This window comes from Bradyrhizobium sp. WSM1417 (genome assembly GCF_000515415.1).
In the GTDB taxonomy this organism is placed as follows: domain Bacteria; phylum Pseudomonadota; class Alphaproteobacteria; order Rhizobiales; family Xanthobacteraceae; genus Bradyrhizobium.
Genome location: NZ_KI911783.1, coordinates 6,816,723 through 6,833,139, shown reverse-complemented (window position 1 = coordinate 6,833,139; position 16,417 = coordinate 6,816,723). Strand labels below are relative to the sequence as shown.

The window sequence follows — 16,417 nt, the reverse complement described above, 5'->3', positions numbered from 1 at the left end:
CACTACGCTAACCCGCCCGTAGGGCAGGGGATGACGAGGCCCATGCGTACCACGCTTGGCGGCTTGATTGAACTTGGCCGCGCGAGCGGCTAAGGCATCGGGCCAAGTTCGGAGGGAACACATGATAACGCCTACGGCAGTGGCGCTGGAAGATGCCAAGGTCGCGTTCCAGCTGGGGGACGGGCGGGTCTATACGGCGGTGGAGAAGGCGCATCTGACGGTAGCGCAGGGCGAGTTCGTCGCCATCGTCGGCCCGACCGGCTGCGGGAAATCGACGCTGCTCAACGTCGCGGCCGGGCTGCTGAAGCCGGCTGCCGGGAGCGTTAGGATATTCGACCAGCCGCTCGCCGGGCTGAATCGGGATGCCGGCTATCTGTTCCAGGCCGATGCGCTGTTCCCCTGGAAGACCGCGCTCGACAATGTCGCGATCGGGCTCGAAGTCAGCGGCACGTCGCGCAGCGAGGCGCTGCCGCGGGCGCAGACATGGCTGACCTCGGTCGGCCTGGGCGCCTTCGCCAACCGCTATCCACACATGCTCTCGGGCGGCCAGCGCAAGCGCGTGGCGCTGGCGCAGGTGCTGATCCGCGATCCGAAGATCCTGCTCATGGACGAGCCGTTCGGGCCGCTGGATGCACAGACCCGGCAGGTGATGGGCAACCTGCTGCTCGACCTCTGGAACGCCGACCGCAAGGCCGTGCTGTTCGTCACCCATGATCTGGAAGAGGCGATCGCGCTCGCCGATCGCGTCGTGATCATGTCGGCGGGGCCGTCCTCCCGCATCATCGGCGACTGGCGCGTGAGCCTGCCACGCCCGCGCGACATTTTCGAAGTGCGGCTGGACAAGGAGTTTCATGCGCTTCATCGCGAGATCTGGAGCGTGCTCAAGGACGAGGTCATGAAGGGCTACGCGCAGTCCACGCAAGCGGCGGAGGCCGTGTGATGTCGCGCGTGACGCTGCTCTCGCTGCAAGTGCTGGTCGCGGTGGTCTGCCTCGCGCTGTGGCAATTGCTATCGACCGTGCCCGTGTTCGGCAAGATCCTGCTGCCGCCGTTCTTCTTCTCCAACCCAGTCGATGTCTTCGCCCAGATCGTCAAATGGTTCTCGTCCGGTGTGATCTGGAAGCATCTCGGCATCACGCTGACGGAATCGATCCTGGCCTTCGTGATCGGATCGGCGGGCGGCGTGCTGATCGGCTTCTGGTTCGCGCGCCAGCCGCTGGTCGCCGCGGTGTTCGATCCCTACGTCAAGATGGTCAACGCACTGCCGCGTGTGGTGCTGGCGCCGATCTTCGCGCTGTGGCTTGGGCTCGGCATCTGGTCCAAGGTCGCGCTCGGCGTGACGCTGGTGTTCTTCATCGTGTTCTTCAACGTCTATCAAGGCGTCAAGGAGGTCAGCCGCACCGTGCTCGATAACGGTCGCATGCTCGGCATGAGCGAGCGGCAGCTGATGCAGCACGTCTATTGGCCCTCGGCACTGTCGTGGATGTTCTCCTCGCTGCACACGTCGGTCGGTTTTGCCGTGGTCGGTGCGGTCGTCGGCGAATATTTGGGATCGGCGGCGGGGCTCGGCTATCTCATTCAGCAGGCTGAAGGCATATTCGACGTCGCCGGCGTGTTCGCCGGCATGTTCGTGCTGTCGGCCTTCGTCATTCTGATCGATTTTGGTGTGACGCTGGTCGAGCGGAGACTGCTGGTCTGGCGCCCGACCGTGGACGGGCGCGGCTAGGCCGCAAGGGGCCCGCACGGCGTGCGAGCCCCGGATCGATCAATCCAGCAGCTTGGTGTCGTCGGGCGCCTGCGGCGGCGTCTTGATCGCGATCGCCTTGACCTGTCCGCTGATCGGCTTGGTGCCGCCGTGCGGCGTCCCCTTCGGGATGATGACGAGATCGCCCGGCTTCACCGTGACTTCCTTGTCGCCGAACCAGATCGTGCCGGTGCCCTCTAAAATGTACTGGATCTCGTTGGTGTTGGGATGCATGTGCTTGGGCACGTTGCCGACCTGGATCGAGATGGTGGCACCATCGGCGCTTGCGAACATCTTGGAACGGTAGCCGACGGCGTTGGCGTTTCCGAGCGCGTCGCCCTCCATCTCGCCGGTGTGGATGATCTGCGGCATGATGTTCTCCGCGGCCAGCGCCGGCCGCAGCAGGTGGGTTGCGCCGCATCCGGCAGCAAAAGCGGTGGCGATCGACAGTCCGATTGCAAGGCGATTCATGGATGATCCTCCCCATCAAAAATTGTTCTTGTGGGCTCATGCTATTGCGCCGAAAGGCCGATGGCCAGCGCCTTCGGTCCTGCTTCTCAAGCCAGTCCGGCTGCTCTATGGTGCCGCCAGCCGAACGGAGGAAACCAATGAAGAACACGATAGCCAGGCTCGCGGGCGCGTTGATCGCGCTGACGCTCACCACCGGTCTTGCCGCGGCGCAAAGCAAGGTCACCATCGCGATCGGCGGCGGCTCCTGCCTGTGCTATTTGCCGACGGTGCTGGCAAAGCAGCTCGGCGAATACGACAAGGCCGGCCTCAGTGTCGAGCTCGTGGACCTCAAGGGCGGCTCGGATGCGCTCAAGGCCGTGCTCGGCGGCAGCGCCGACGTGGTCTCCGGCTATTTCGACCATTGCGTCAACCTGGCCGCTAAGAAACAGGAGCTTCAGGCGTTCGTCGTCTATGACCGCTATCCCGGCCTCGTGCTGGTGGTTTCGCCGTCGCACACCAACGAGATCAAGTCGATCAAGGACCTCGCCGGCAAGAAGGTCGGCGTCAGCGCGCCCGGCTCCTCCACGGACTTCTTCCTGAAGTATATGCTGAAGAAGAACGGCGTCGATCCCACCAGCACCGCCGTGATCGGCGTCGGCCTCGGGGCCACTGCGGTTGCCGCCATGGAGCAGGGCCAGATCGACGCGGCCGTGATGCTCGACCCGTCGGTGACCGTGCTCCAAGGCAGCCACAAGGATCTGCGCATCCTCTCGGACACCCGCACGCAAAAGGATACGCTCGAGACGTTCGGGGGCGAATATCCGGGCGGCGCGCTGTACTCGACCGCGGCTTGGGTGGCCGGCCACGAGAAGGAGACGCAGGCGCTGACCAATGCGATCCTGGGCACGCTCGCCTGGATCCACTCGCACTCGCCCGAGGAGATCATGGCAAAGATGCCGGAGGAGACGGTCGGCAAGAACAAGGACCTCTATCTCGCGGCGCTGAAGAACACGATCCCGATGTACTCCGAAACCGGCAAGATGGACCCGAAGGGCGCCGACGCAGTGCTCGCGGTGTTCAGCGTCGGCTCACCCGATGTGGCGAACGCCAAGATCGACGTCAGCAAGACCTTCACCAACAAATATGTCGAGCAGGCCAAGAAGACCACGGGGAGCGCCAAATAACTGACGCGAAGGCGTGGTCATCAGGCGCTATGACGTCACCAATCATTCATCGCGTCACGACGCTTGATCTTGCCGTGCGGCCGGTCGTCTGGCCATTCGCGGAGGAGCGGCGTGACGAGATCGCGGTGCATTTCGCCGAGAAGCAGCGCGAGCGGCCAAAGATCTGGAACGGTCGCGTCCTGCTCGGGCGTGATGCAACGTTCGCCGACGGGCATCTTTCTGCGACCTATTTCGAGACCGATTTCGCGAGCTTCCTCGCCTGGCGCGACTGGGGTTTTCCCGACAAGGCCGTGTTCAACGGTTTTGGCATGGGCGCGTTGCGCGCCTCCGACGGCGCCTTCGTCATGGGCGAGATGGCGCAGCACACCGCCAATGCTGGCCGGATCTATTTCCCGTCGGGCACGCCCGATCTCGACGACGTCAGGGGCGACACGCTGGACATTCCCGGCAGCGTGATCCGCGAACTCGAGGAAGAGACCGGCCTGACCGCGGCGGACTATCGGGTCGAGCCGGACTGGCATTGCGTCGTCACCGGCCCAACGATTGCGATGTTGCAAATTGTCAACCTGGACATGCCGGGTGATGTGGCCCGTGCGCGGATCGAAGCCAATCTGGCGCGCGAGGCCGAGCCGGAGCTCTCGTCCATCCATCTCGTGCGCGGGATGAGCGATCTCACGCCGTCCATGCCGCGATTTGTCACGGCCTTCGTCGAGCAGCAGTTCGCGTCGCGCTGATGCGCGAGGCTTGACATCGCTGCGCTCAGCCCATGTGATGGGCAAAAATACAAAACCAAAAAGAATGCAATGCACAATCGTCCAGGGAGGTTTTGATGCGCGTGCGCATGGCTGCCCGTTTGGTACGTGGGCTGTTGGTCGCGATATCGGCGACGGGCCTGGCGCTGTCCGCCCAGGCCCAGGATCAAGGCAAAGACAAGAAGATCAAGATCGGCGTCGTATTCGATCTGACCGGGCCTCTCGCCGGCGGCGGCTCTGAACTCGGTTATATCGGCGCAAAGATCGTCCTCGACCATTTCGCCAAGACCGGCGTCGAGGGTTACAAGATCGAAGCGGTCTACGCCGACGCGCAGAGCAAGCCCGACATCGCGATCAACGAATCCGTCCGCCTGCTCGAGCAGGAGAAGGTCGACATGGTGCTCGGCTTCTTCTCCTCGGCGCAATGCGTGCCGGTCGCCGCCCGCGTCGAGCAGCTCAAGAAATTCATGTGGATGACGACCTGCATCTCGTCGGCCGTGTTCAACGAGAAGGGCTACAAATACGTCTTCCGCCCGCAGGCGAGCGGCGACCAGTTCGGCATGATGACGATGGATTTCATCGCGCAGAACGCCAAGGCGAAGTTCGACAAGGAGCCGAAGGATCTGCGCGTCGCCATCATTCACGAAGACGGCGCCTATGGCGTCGACGTGTCCAGGGGCAACGAGGCCGGCGCGAAGAAGGCGGGCTTCAACGTCGTGATGAAGGAGGGCTATTCGGCCACCGCGCCTGACCTCTCCGCGCTGGTGACCAAGTTGAAGCGCGCCAAGCCCGACGTCATTTTCCACACCGGCTACAACCCCGATATCACGCTGTTGCTGCGTCAGGCGCGCGAGCAGGGGCTGAAATTCGGCGCGCTGATGGGGCATGGTGCGGGTTACGGGGTCTATGAAAAACTGAAGGAAGGCATGGGCGCCGATGCCACCTACATCTTCAACACCGACCCGATCTCGATCTGGCTTGCCAACCAGAAGACCATGGATCCTAAGCTTCCGCCTGTGATCAAGATGGTCGGCGAGGAGTTCGACAAGATCCGGCCCGGCGTCGCTATCCGCTCGGCGCATGTCGGCATCGGTGCGTCCAACACCTATGTGTTCATGAATGACGTGCTGCCGCGCGCGATCAAGAAGTATGGCGGGGTCGATCCGGATGCGCTGCGCAAGGCTGCGCTCGACACTGATATTCCCGAAGGAGGCACCATGCTCGGCTTCGGCGTCAAGTTTTACGGCGAGGGCACGCCGATGGCCGGGCAGAACGAGCGCTCGTTCCCGGTCGTGATCCAGTACATCGACGACAAGTCCTCCGTGGTGTGGCCCAAGAGCCAGGCGCAGCGCGAGGCCGTGCTGCCGTTGCCGAAGGGCACCACTTACAGCAACCAATAGCGCAATGGGCGCAGAGAGGAGAGCGGGACGGTGCTGGAAGTCAGCGGGCTGGTGAAGCGGTTTGGTGGCTTCACCGCCGTCAACAATGTGTCGTTCAAGGTCGGCCAGGGCGAGATCCTCGGCCTGATCGGCCCCAACGGCTCGGGCAAGAGCACGATCTTCAATATGCTCTCGGGCACGCTGGCGCCGACGTCCGGTTCGATCCTGTTCGACGGCTCCGAGATCGCAGGCCTTCCGCCGCACCGGATCATCAACAGCGGCATCGGCCGCACCTTCCAGATCCCGCGGCCATTCCGCCGCCTGACGATCTTCGAGAACGTCGCGCTCGCCGGATTCTACGGCCAGGGCCGCCATAGCCGTGCCAGGGCCGAGGAGGCGGCCGAGCGATCGCTGGCGATGGTCGGCCTGCCGACCGATCGCCATGCCAGCGTCGACGGCCTCGGCGCAGCCGGCCTGAAAAAGCTCGAACTGGCGAAAGCGCTCGCCACCGCCCCGAAACTCCTGCTGGCCGACGAGAGCCTCGGCGGTCTCGACGAGGCCGAGATGGGGCAGGCGGCCGACATGCTGCGCAACATCCGCGACGAGCTCGGCATTACCATCATCTGGGTCGAGCACATCATGGGCGTGCTGATGCGCGTCGTCGATCGCGTCATGGTGCTCGATCACGGCGAGAAGATCTCGGAAGGCTTACCGAGTGCCGTTGCCGGCGATCCCCGTGTCATCGAGGTCTATCTCGGCACCGATGCCGAGACCACGCAGGCCGCGGCCGCCGCCGCGCGCCGCCGCGCGGGGGTGCAGTGATGCTTGAGCTCCGCGGCGTCAATGCCGGCTATGGCACGTTCCAGGCACTGTTCGACGTCGATCTCGACGTGAAGGCGGGGGAGGCTGTCGGGGTCATCGGGCCCAACGGGGCCGGCAAGACCACCCTGATGCGCGTCATCTCCGGGCTGATCCGTCCCTCGCGTGGTTCGATCAGAATGGAAGCCGTCGACGTCGTGGCCACGCCGCCGCACAAGATCGTCAGCCTCGGGATCGCGCATGTGCCGGAGAACCGGCGGCTGTTTCCGCAGCTCTCGGTCGACGACAATCTCAAGATGGGCGCCTTCATGCAGGAGGCGCGCGGCCACTATGCCGAGCGGCTGGACGTGGTGTTCGAGCTGTTTCCGCGCCTGAAGGAGCGCCGCCACCAGATGGCCGGCACCATGTCCGGCGGCGAGCAGCAGATGTGCGCGATCGGCCGCGCGCTGATGTCGAATCCAAAGCTGCTGCTGCTCGACGAGCCGTCGGCGGGGCTCGCGCCGGTCGTGGTGCAGCAGGTGTTCGAGCTGGTGAAGCGGATCCGCGCCAGCGGGCTGACCGTGCTGATCGTCGAGCAGAATGTGCAGCAGGTGCTGAAAGTGGTCGATCGCGCCTATCTGATCGAGGCGGGCACGATCAGGTCCTCAGGTACCTCGGCCGAGATGCTGGCGAGCGACACGGTCAAGGAAGCGTATCTCGGGGTGTGAGGTTCATCGGGGCATGCAAGCATTTTTGGACATTTTCGATATCTACCTGCTGGAGGCCGTGATCAACGGCATCCTGCTCGGCGGCGTGCTGGCGCTGCTCGCGCTCGGGCTCAATTTGATCTTCGGCGTCATCGACGTGACCTGGATCTGCTATGCCGAGCTGGTGATGATCGGCATGTACGCCATGTACTTCCTGGTGCAGTATTACGGCATCAGCTATTTCCTCGCCGCGCCGCTCACCATCCTGCTGGTCGCGCTGCTCGGCGCGGCGCTGCACTACCTCGTGATAGCTCCGCTGCTCACCGCGCCGCCGATCAACCAGTTGCTGGCGACCGGCGGGGTGCTGTTCGTGCTGCAGAGCTTTGCCACCGTCGCCTTCGGCATCGACTTCCGCAACCTCGGCATCCGCCTGCCGGTGCTCGCCTTCGGCGACATGAATTTCAGCTACGCACGACTTCTGTCTTTCCTGGCTGCGCTGGTCGGCATGGTCGCGGTCTATCTGTTCATGACGCGGACCTTCACCGGCACCGCGATCCGGGCGATCTCGCAGGACCGGCAGATCATGGCGCTGATGGGCGTCGACACGAAGAGGATCTATCTCATCACCTCCGCGATCGGCGGCGGGCTGGCCGGGCTCGCAGCGTGCCTCCTTGTGCTGCAATATGACGTGCATCCCTTCGTCGGTCTGTCGTTCGGGCCGATCACTTTCCTGATCTGCGTGCTCGGGGGCTTGGGCAATTTCATCGGCGGCTTCATCGCGGCCTTCGTGTTCGCCGAGATCATCTCGCTCGGCGGCCTGTTCTCCGATCTCGAATGGGGCTATGTGCTCGCCTTCGCGTTCTTCATCGTCATGATGTTCATCCGGCCCGCGGGCCTGCTCGCGAGGCGCCGATGATGGGGCGGGGACGGCTTGCGGCCTGGGGGATCGGACTGGCCGCGCTGGTCGCGCTGCCTTTCGTCTATCGCGATCCCTATCATCTGCACATCCTGGTGCTGATCCTGATCTGGTCGTTCGCCTATACGTCCTGGTCGATGATGGGGCGGTTCGGCCTGGTCTCGCTCGGCCACGGCGGTTTCATGGGCATAGGCGCCTATGTCACCGCGCTAGTCTGGAATCACCTGGGATGGTCGCCCTGGATCGGCATTCCCATCGGCATGGTCGCGGCCGGTGCGCTGGCGCTGATCGTCGGCTATCCCTGTTTTCGCTTCCGCATCACCGGGCATTATTTCGTGCTGGTGACGCTCGCGCTCTCCGGCATCGTGCTTCAGGTCATCACGGCGACGCGCGACTATACCGGCGGCTCGCTCGGCTACACGCCGAACCGGGCCGCGGGCAACAAGCTCTGGTCGCTGCAATTCGACGACAAGATCACCTGGTACCTGATCGCGCTCGGGGTCTGGCTGTTCGGCATCGTGGTCTGGCACTGGGTCGATCGCAGCATGGCGCGCTATGCGCTGGAGGCGATCTCGGAGGACGAGGACGCCGCGGCCGCCGCCGGTGTCGACGTCACCGCGGAGAAGCTGAAGATCACGCTGCTCAGCGCGCTGATGACGGCCTTGGCCGGCGCGATCTATTGCCAGTACCAGATGTTCATCACGCCGGACACCGTCAGCGGCATCGCGGTGTCGCTCCAGATGGTGTTCGCGGCCATCGTCGGCGGCCTGTTCGTCTCGCTCGGCCCGACATTCGGCGCCGTCATCACGATTATGCTGGCCGAGACCCTGCGCATCGGCTTTGGCACCAAGGCGGTCGGCTGGGACAATCTCGTCTACGGCGTGCTGCTCGTGCTTTTCATCATATTCCTTCCGAAGGGCATCCTTGGTAGCTTGCTCGACCGATTGAAGCCGCAACGCAAGGTGCCCCGTGCTCATGAGCAAGAAGTCGTCCAAATCGCTCGCCCAGGAACTTGATCGCTACATCACGCCGTTCCGCTACGATGGCTCGGGCAAGTTTCATCTCAAGGACCACAAGACCAACGAGAAGGGCGACCTCGATAAGGAGAAGGCCCAGGAGATTCTCGATGCCAACATGAAGCGGCTGATTTCCTTTCAGGAGAAGCTCTACGCCCAGGACCGCTGGTCGGTGCTGATCGTGTTCCAGGCGATGGACGCCGGCGGCAAGGATTCTGCGATCAAGGCGATCTTCGAGGGCATCAATCCGCAGGGCTGCGAAGTCAGTGCCTTCAAGGCGCCGAGCAGCAAGGAGCTCGACCACGATTTCCTCTGGCGCCATGTGGTCGCGCTGCCGGAGCGGGGCCATATCGGCATCTTCAACCGCTCCCACTATGAGGAATGCCTGGTGACGCGCGTGCACCCGGAGATCCTCGGCAAGGAGAAGCTGCCGCCGAAGCTCGTCACCAAGAGCATCTGGAAGGAGCGATTCGAGGACATCTCTGCGTGGGAGCGCTATCTCTGTCGCAACGGCACCGTGGTGCTGAAATTCTTCCTCAATCTGTCCAAGGACGAGCAGCGCGAGCGCTTCCTCGACCGGCTGGAGGATCCGTCCAAGCAGTGGAAGTTCTCCATGGACGACATCAAGGAGCGCGCGCTGTGGCCGCGCTACCAGGCGGTCTATCAGGACATCGTCCGGCACACGGCAACGCCTCATGCGCCGTGGTATGTCGTGCCGGCCGACCACAAATGGTTCGCCCGCGTCGTGATCGGGTCGGCCATCGTCGCGGCGCTCGAAAAACTCGATCTGCGATTTCCCCGCGCCGACAAGGCCTCGCTGGGCGAGTTCGACGAGGTGCGCAAGGCGCTGGAGAAGGAGGAGAAGGCGGGCAAGAAACAAAAAACGCGAAAACAACCCCATGCACAGTAGCCGGGGATAACGAAATCAATGACTTGAAGGTCAGCTCGATCGATTGCGGATTTATCGAAGTGGTTTGACTCGTCGGGCAAAACAGGGGTATGATGTCATCATCCCCAAATTCCTCAGGACCCGCGGGCCACCGTAGCAGACGCGCTCCACAGCGGCGGGAAGGGCGGTCTCGTAACTCGTCCACTTCTCGTGTTTCGGCAGCGGCGAATCCGTCGCGCTGGAATGGAACGCGTTTTCAAATGTGATTTGCGCGCCGTTGATCGTGCTTGACAGTCCTGCGTCACGGGAGGACCATCGCAGCGGTCGCAGACAAGCGACGCGCAACGTCCACATCAAGAGCAAGGGGAGGTCTATGACACCACCTCCGCAGAACCAGCCGCGTTAAGTGCGATGGAGCTCGTTCGGACTATCGCATAGCGGCAGAAACGCGAACGGCACGCCGGGCCAAGGTTTAGAGGGCTGCATCAGTGTGGCATAGCCCCTACCTGCCCGGCGCTGTATTCTACGTCACATCGATTGCATCACACCGAATTATGTCGGATGGCCGTGACGCGGCCGCCACGTTTTGACATCGTGCTTCTCTCCTCCTCATCGCCGTCATTCCGGGCCGACTCCCGGAGTGACGGTAGAGGTTTTGTGCGTCCGCATTCCAGTGGCGCGCGTCCGGGCTTGAGACCGCGGTTCCCGTTTCCTGCACCGCGGCAAATGCCAAGAGAATGTCGCCTCATTGGCCAACTTCCGACACAGCGCCCGGGCGAATAGCGTCGATCCGACATGATGCATGTGCTTCGGCGGTGACGGTCCCGACGTCGCCGTCGCATTCATTTTTCCCAGGGAATCCCTCGTGTCGCATAAGCTTGCCTCCGCGCTTCTCGCCGCGTTCTTGATCGCGATCTCATCTCTCTCCAGCACCCGCGCCGCGCCGCCTGCACCGGCGGCAAACAGCGCTGCCGCGTTGTCGCCCGATGAGGCCAAGCGCGCGCTGGACACGCTTCAGGACGACAAGAAACGCGCGCAGATGATCGACACGCTGCGCGTGATCGCGAATGCGTCCGGTGCACAGCAGCCCGCGCCCGAGCCAAAATCGCCGATCCCGCTCGCGGCCGACGGTCTCGGTGCGCAGCTCATGCTCACCGTGTCCGAGGAGATCGGCGAAATTTCGCGAGAGGTCGCCGATATGGCCAGGACGCTCACGCACTTCCCGGCGTTCTATTACTGGATCGTGCGTACCGTGAACGACCCCGCGGCCTACAATCTCCTGATCGAGATCGCCTGGAAGCTTGCGCTGGTGTTCGGCTGCGCCTTTTGCGCCGAATGGCTGGTCTTCCGTCTGATCCGGCGCCCTGTCGTGTTCCTTGAAGGGCGCATGCCGCAAACGGCGCGTCTGCCGGTGCAGGTGTTGCCCATTGCCGATCCGCCGTCATCGGTGGCCGATGTCACCCCCGCGCCCGAACTGCACAGGCGCCGCCACAGCCTGGCGCGGGCCTGGCAAATCATGCTGCGGTTGCCCCTCGTGCTGGGACGCTTTCTGCTCGAGCTGCTTCCCGTGTTGGTCTTTGTCGGCGTCGCCACGGCGCTGCTCGGCACCGAGATCGGCGAGCCCGCCACCGTCCGCCTCGTGATCCTCGCGGTCGTCAACGCCTATGCATTCTCGCGCGGGCTCATCTGTGTGGTCCGTGTGCTGGCGGGGCCGTTCGGCTTGTTTCCGGTCAAGGCCGAAACCGCCGCCTATATCGAGATCTGGGCGCGCCGTATCGTCGGTGTCGGCGTCTCCGGCATCGCCTTTGCCAATGTGGCGCTGCTACTGGGCCTGCATCGCGGCGGCTATGCCGCGCTCCTGCGCATGGTGATGCTGGTCGTGCATCTCTTCATCGTCGTCATCATCCTGCAATGCCGCCGCCAGGTCGCCGAAGCCATCCGCGCGCCGGCCGACCGGCAGGGGATCGCGGCGGGACTGCGCAACCGCATTGCGGGCGGCTGGCATTATCTCGCCATCGCGCTCGACCTGGCGCTGTGGGCGGTGTGGGCGCTGAACATTCGCAACGGCTATTCGTTACTGCTGCAATATTTCGTCGGCACCATCGCGGTAGCGCTGATCACGCGCGTTGCCATCATGCTGACGCTGGGCCTGATCGACCGCGGCTTCCGCATCAAGCCGGAGATCCTCCAGCGCTTTCCGGGCCTCGAGATTCGCGCCAACCGCTACCTGCCGCTGCTGCGCAAGATCGTATCCGGCGTCATCGCCTTCATCGGCCTGGTGGCCGTGCTCGAAGTCTGGGGCGTCGACGCCATCGTCTGGTTCTATGGCGGCCAGATCGGCAGCCGACTGATCTCGGCGGTGGTGACGATCGGCCTTGCCGTGTTCATCGCAGCGGCGATCTGGGAAGCCAGTAACGCGCTGCTGGACCGCCAGATAAATTCGCTGTCGCGCGACGGCCACTATGCCCGCGCCGCGCGGCTGCGGACCTTTCAGCCGATGCTGCGCACGGCCTTGCTGTGCGTGATCGCCACCGTCGTCGGCCTCACGGCGCTCAGCGAGATCGGCGTCAACGTCGCGCCGCTGCTGGCGGGCGCCGGCATCGTCGGCATCGCCATCGGCTTCGGTTCGCAAAAGCTGGTGCAGGATCTCATCACCGGGCTATTCCTGCTGCTGGAGAACACCGTCCAGGTCGGCGACAGCGTCAGCGTGTCGGGGCTCTCGGGCGTGGTCGAGAACGTCTCGATCCGCACGATCAGGCTGCGGGCTGGCGACGGTGCCGTGCACATCGTGCCGTTCAGCGCGGTCACGACCATCACCAATGCCAGCCGCGGCGCCGGCAATGCGTCCGTCAGCGTCAACGTCGCCTACAAGGAGGACACCGACCGCGCCGGCCAGATCCTCAAGGACATCGTCGACGAGATGCGCCGCGAGGCGGAATTCCGCAGCCTGATCCGCGGCGATCTCGAGCTCTGGGGCATCGACAAGGTCGATGGCGCCATGGTGTCGATCGTCGGCCAGATCCGTTGCACCGAGGCCGGCCGCTGGCCGGTGCAGCGCGAATTCAACCGCCGCATGAAGCAGCGTTTCCAGCACAACGGCATCGAGGTCGCATCCGCCACCCAGACCATCCTGATGCACATCGCGCCGCCGGCTGATAGCGCCGCTCATCTGACGCCGCGTCGAGCGGCAGGATAGTCGCTTGGTAAACTTACCGCTTGCCTTGGTCGAACCGGCAGCGTTCACTTCGCCCCAGCCCGCTGACGACATGCGGGCGGTGAAAAAGGGTGGATGGAATGCGGGGGCGGTGGGCTGGACTGCGTGGCCACGTGATGGTCGTGTGCGCCTTGATCGGATGTGCGGCGTGGGCCACACCGGCAAACGCCCAGCCGTTTCCGTCGCGGCCGATCACCCTCGTGGTGCCGTTCGCGGCGGGCGGTCCGACCGACACGCTGGCACGCATCCTGTCCGAACGCATCGCCGCCGAATTGCACGCGACGATCGTGGTCGAAAACGTGGCGGGCGCCTCCGGCAGCATCGCCGGCGCCCGCGTTGCGCGTGCAACGCCTGATGGCACCACGATCACGATCGGCCATTGGGGCACGCATGTGCTCAACGGCGCGATCTTCAAGCTGCCATACGATGTGATCGCCGATTTCGAGCCGGTCGCGACGATCGCGATGGGCACGCAGCTCATCGTCGGCCGGAAGTCGCTCGAGGCCAACACTCTGAAAGAGATGATCGCGTGGCTGAAGGCCAATCCCGGCAAGGTGACTGCCGGTACCGCCGGTGCCGGCACGGGTGCCCACGTCGCCGGTGTCTTCTTCAAGGAGAGAACCGGCACCGACTTCCAGTTCGTGCCCTATCGCGGCGCGGGGCCCGCCATGATCGACCTCGTGGCCGGGCAGATCGACATCATGTTCGATCAGGCCTCGAACTCGCTGCCGCACTACAAGAACGGTACGATCAAGGCGTTCGCGGTGACGTCGCCGACGCGGCTCGCCTCCGCGCCCGATATCCCGACGGTCGACGAGGCGGGGCTGCCCGGTCTCTACATCTCCTACTGGCACGGCATCTGGGCACCGAAGAACACGCCGAAGGAGATCGTCGCGAAGCTCAACGCCGCCATCGTCACCGTGCTTGCCGATCCTGCCGTCAAGCAGCGCTTTGGCGAATTGGGGCAGGAGATTCCTCCGCCCGATCAGCAGACGCCCGCAGCGCTCGGAGCCTTCCAGAAGGCCGAGACCGAGAAATGGTGGCCGATCGTGAAGGCCGCCGACATCAAGGCGGAGTAGCTTGCGGCGCCACAAGCGCTTTCCTCATCCTGAGGAGGTCGCGCAGCGACCGTCTCGAAGGATGGCCGCGAGTGAGATCGCGCGGGCTTGCCTCTCCCGCTTGCGGGAGAGGCCGACGCGCCGCAGAGCGCGGCGGGTGAGGGCTCTCACCACACAGGAACATCCGCCGCGATTCTCGACAGTCCCGACGCGGAGATACCCCCACCCCAACCCTCCCCCGCAAGCGGGAGAGGGAGCCCCACCGCCAACGCGGCGCGTCTTGCACACCCTCACATGAGAGGAGTGACTAGCTTTGCGGCGTTAACCTTTTCGTGCACGACGACCGGTCTGTCGCGAAAACCTCGCTGCGGTGCGGGATCACGATGCTTGCCGCAGGCTTCTGCGTCCTTGATCTCGGGTGAGCGCTGGCCGACAATGCCCGCCCTTCAATAAGAAACTCCCTGGGGGAATTCGTGAATAGACCTGCTCGGGTCCGCGCCCATTCGACATCGTCCGATTCCGTGCACGGCATGGCGCTGCTGCGCGATCCCCTGCTCAACAAGGGCACCGCCTTCACCGCGAAGGAGCGCGATGCGCTCGGCCTGCGCGGCTTGCTTCCGCCTTGCGTGCTGACGATGGAGACCCAGGTCGAGCGGGTGCTCGTCAATCTGCGCACGCTGCCGACCGATCTCGAAAAATACGTCGCGCTGAATGCCTTGCACGACCGCAACGAGGCGCTGTTCTTCCGCGTCGTCGTCGACAATATCGACGAGATCCAGCCGATCATCTACACGCCAACGGTCGGGCTCGCCTGCCAGAAATACGGCCTGATCTTCCAGCGGCCGCGCGGCATGTTCATTTCCTCGCGCGATCGCGGCCAGATCGCCGAGATCCTGAAGAACTGGCCCTATCCGGCCAAGCTGATCGTCGTTACCGATGGCGAGCGCATCCTCGGCCTCGGCGATCTCGGCGCCAACGGCATGGGCATTCCAGTCGGAAAACTCTCGCTCTATTCCGCCTGCGCCGGCGTGCATCCCGAAACGTGCCTGCCGATCGTGCTCGACGTCGGCACCAACAACGAAGAGCTCTTGAAGGATCCATATTATCTCGGCTTGCGCGAGCGGCGGCTCACGGGCGAGGCCTATGATAGCTTCGTCGACGAGTTCATGGTCGCCGCGCGTAAGACCTTTCCGGGTGTGCTGATCCAGTTCGAGGATTTCGCGAATCATTCAGCGTTCAAGCTGCTGCATAAATACCGCGATGAGGCCTGCGTCTTCAACGACGACATCCAGGGCACGGCTGCGGTGGCGCTCGCCGGCCTGTTTTCGGCGCTTCGCATCAACGGCGGCAAGCTGAAGGATCAGCGCATCCTGTTCCTCGGCGCGGGCGAGGCCGCGACCGGCATCGCCGATCTCGTGACGTCCGCGATGATGGCGGAAGGTGCCTCCGAGCCGGAAGCGCTCCGCCGCAACTGGCTGGTGGATTCCCGCGGCCTCGTCGTCGGCGGCCGTGAAGGCCTGTCCGGTCACAAGCTCCGTTATGCCCATGCCGACCAGGCGCCGATCGCCGACTTCCTCACCGCGATCAGGACGCTGAAGCCGACGGCGATCATCGGTGTTGCCGCGGTCGGCGGCGCCTTCACGCCCGACGTGCTCAAGGCGATGGCCGAGCTCAACGAACAGCCGATCGTGTTCGCGCTCTCCAATCCGACCTCGAAGGCCGAATGCTCGGCGGAGGACGCCTACCGCTACACCGGCGGCCGCGCGCTGTTTGCCTGCGGCAGTCCGTATGACCCGGTCAAGCTCAACGGCCGCACCTTCGTGCCGCGCCAGGGCAACAACTCCTACATCTTCCCGGGCGTCGGCCTCGGCGTGATCGCCAGCCGCTCGCGGCTGGTAACGGACGAGATGTTCATGGCGGCCGCCCATACGCTCGCGGATTGCGTCGGCAAGGACGATCTCGCGCAAGGCAGCCTCTACCCGGCGCTGCCGCGCATCCGCGAGGTCTCGGTCCGCATCGCCGCCGCTGTCGCCGACGTCGCCTTTCAGCGCGGGCTCGCGGACGGTCCTGCGCCCAACGACGTGAAGGGGCTGGTTCAGTCCCAGATGTACGAGCCGCAGTACTGAGGCTTACAATTCGATCTGAATTTGCGGAGGCAGCCCCTCACCCCACCCTCTCCCCGTAAGAACGGGGCGAGGGAGTGAGAGAGGTTGCCTCCTAACCTCTCCCCGCTCTTCTGCGGGGAGAGGTCGGATTGACCCCGGCGATGTGAAGCATCGTCCGGCGCAATCCGGGTGAGGGGCAGGGCAGT

At 64.1% G+C, this 16,417-nt stretch carries 14 protein-coding genes; 13 read left to right on the top strand and 1 reads right to left on the bottom strand.

All coding sequences use genetic code 11. The annotated features are described in order from the left end of the window. The first annotated feature begins 121 nt into the window (after window positions 1-121). A complete protein-coding gene (locus BRA1417_RS0133470) occupies window positions 122-940 on the top strand; it encodes an ABC transporter ATP-binding protein (protein ID WP_027519522.1) in 819 nt (272 codons plus the stop codon). Beyond that, the gene (locus BRA1417_RS0133465) at window positions 940-1,725 is read left to right on the top strand and encodes an ABC transporter permease (protein WP_007613304.1); all 786 of its coding nucleotides are present in this window, start codon (window positions 940-942) and stop codon (window positions 1,723-1,725) included. Before BRA1417_RS0133470 ends, BRA1417_RS0133465 begins: the two co-directional genes overlap by 1 nt. 39 nt (window positions 1,726-1,764) lie before the next feature. Here BRA1417_RS0133465 and BRA1417_RS0133460 read toward each other — a convergent pair whose 3' ends face one another. Beyond that, a complete protein-coding gene (locus tag BRA1417_RS0133460) occupies window positions 1,765-2,214 on the bottom strand; it encodes a cupin domain-containing protein (protein ID WP_027519521.1) in 450 nt (149 codons plus the stop codon). Window positions 2,215-2,351: 137 nt separating this feature from the next. On the opposite strand from BRA1417_RS0133460, the gene BRA1417_RS0133455 reads away from it, so the two are divergent. From BRA1417_RS0133455 to BRA1417_RS0133405, 11 genes are all read left to right on the top strand, one after another. Further along, a complete protein-coding gene (locus BRA1417_RS0133455; RefSeq protein WP_027519520.1) occupies window positions 2,352-3,377 on the top strand; it encodes an ABC transporter substrate-binding protein in 1,026 nt (341 codons plus the stop codon). Window positions 3,378-3,406: 29 nt separating this feature from the next. Continuing rightward, window positions 3,407-4,111, top strand: coding sequence for an NUDIX hydrolase (locus BRA1417_RS0133450; protein ID WP_027519519.1), 705 nt, complete (start codon window positions 3,407-3,409; stop codon window positions 4,109-4,111). 95 nt (window positions 4,112-4,206) lie between these two features. After that, a complete protein-coding gene (locus BRA1417_RS0133445) occupies window positions 4,207-5,529 on the top strand; it encodes an ABC transporter substrate-binding protein (protein WP_027519518.1) in 1,323 nt (440 codons plus the stop codon). A gap of 30 nt (window positions 5,530-5,559) precedes the next feature. Further along, window positions 5,560-6,330, top strand: a complete 771-nt coding sequence (locus BRA1417_RS0133440) for an ABC transporter ATP-binding protein (RefSeq protein ID WP_027519517.1) — start codon at window positions 5,560-5,562, stop codon at window positions 6,328-6,330. Then, window positions 6,330-7,034, top strand: coding sequence for an ABC transporter ATP-binding protein (locus BRA1417_RS0133435; RefSeq protein WP_027519516.1), 705 nt, complete (start codon window positions 6,330-6,332; stop codon window positions 7,032-7,034). The genes BRA1417_RS0133440 and BRA1417_RS0133435 overlap by 1 nt, the downstream gene beginning before the upstream one ends. Before the next feature lie 13 nt (window positions 7,035-7,047). Continuing rightward, complete coding sequence (locus BRA1417_RS0133430; protein ID WP_027519515.1) at window positions 7,048-7,929, top strand: branched-chain amino acid ABC transporter permease; 882 nt, start codon at window positions 7,048-7,050, stop codon at window positions 7,927-7,929. Continuing rightward, window positions 7,926-8,945, top strand: a complete 1,020-nt coding sequence (locus BRA1417_RS0133425) for a branched-chain amino acid ABC transporter permease (RefSeq protein ID WP_027519514.1) — start codon at window positions 7,926-7,928, stop codon at window positions 8,943-8,945. The genes BRA1417_RS0133430 and BRA1417_RS0133425 overlap by 4 nt, the downstream gene beginning before the upstream one ends. Then, on the top strand, window positions 8,905-9,855 hold the full coding sequence (locus BRA1417_RS0133420; protein ID WP_027519513.1) for a polyphosphate kinase 2 family protein: 951 nt from the start codon (window positions 8,905-8,907) through the stop codon (window positions 9,853-9,855). Before BRA1417_RS0133425 ends, BRA1417_RS0133420 begins: the two co-directional genes overlap by 41 nt. Window positions 9,856-10,699: 844 nt before the next feature. Further along, window positions 10,700-13,030 (top strand): mechanosensitive ion channel domain-containing protein, encoded by a 2,331-nt coding sequence (locus tag BRA1417_RS0133415; RefSeq protein ID WP_027519512.1) that lies wholly within the window; start codon window positions 10,700-10,702, stop codon window positions 13,028-13,030. A gap of 98 nt (window positions 13,031-13,128) precedes the next feature. Beyond that, a complete protein-coding gene (locus BRA1417_RS0133410; protein WP_027519511.1) occupies window positions 13,129-14,127 on the top strand; it encodes a tripartite tricarboxylate transporter substrate binding protein in 999 nt (332 codons plus the stop codon). Window positions 14,128-14,579: 452 nt separating this feature from the next. Then, window positions 14,580-16,232, top strand: a complete 1,653-nt coding sequence (locus BRA1417_RS0133405) for an NAD-dependent malic enzyme (protein WP_084462365.1) — start codon at window positions 14,580-14,582, stop codon at window positions 16,230-16,232. Window positions 16,233-16,417: the final 185 nt, after the last annotated feature.

What these genes read in the sequence shown, in the direction of transcription:
- BRA1417_RS0133470 (WP_027519522.1), top strand. Translation starts at nt 122, where the DNA reads ATGATAACGCCTACGGCAGTGGCGCTGGAAGATGCCAAGGTCGCGTTC.
- BRA1417_RS0133465 (WP_007613304.1), top strand. Translation starts at nt 940, where the DNA reads ATGTCGCGCGTGACGCTGCTCTCGCTGCAAGTGCTGGTCGCGGTGGTC.
- BRA1417_RS0133460 (WP_027519521.1), bottom strand. Translation starts at nt 2,214, where the DNA reads ATGAATCGCCTTGCAATCGGACTGTCGATCGCCACCGCTTTTGCTGCC.
- BRA1417_RS0133455 (WP_027519520.1), top strand. Translation starts at nt 2,352, where the DNA reads ATGAAGAACACGATAGCCAGGCTCGCGGGCGCGTTGATCGCGCTGACG.
- BRA1417_RS0133450 (WP_027519519.1), top strand. Translation starts at nt 3,407, where the DNA reads ATGACGTCACCAATCATTCATCGCGTCACGACGCTTGATCTTGCCGTG.
- BRA1417_RS0133445 (WP_027519518.1), top strand. Translation starts at nt 4,207, where the DNA reads ATGCGCGTGCGCATGGCTGCCCGTTTGGTACGTGGGCTGTTGGTCGCG.
- BRA1417_RS0133435 (WP_027519516.1), top strand. Translation starts at nt 6,330, where the DNA reads ATGCTTGAGCTCCGCGGCGTCAATGCCGGCTATGGCACGTTCCAGGCA.
- BRA1417_RS0133430 (WP_027519515.1), top strand. Translation starts at nt 7,048, where the DNA reads ATGCAAGCATTTTTGGACATTTTCGATATCTACCTGCTGGAGGCCGTG.
- BRA1417_RS0133425 (WP_027519514.1), top strand. Translation starts at nt 7,926, where the DNA reads ATGATGGGGCGGGGACGGCTTGCGGCCTGGGGGATCGGACTGGCCGCG.
- BRA1417_RS0133420 (WP_027519513.1), top strand. Translation starts at nt 8,905, where the DNA reads ATGAGCAAGAAGTCGTCCAAATCGCTCGCCCAGGAACTTGATCGCTAC.
- BRA1417_RS0133410 (WP_027519511.1), top strand. Translation starts at nt 13,129, where the DNA reads ATGCGGGGGCGGTGGGCTGGACTGCGTGGCCACGTGATGGTCGTGTGC.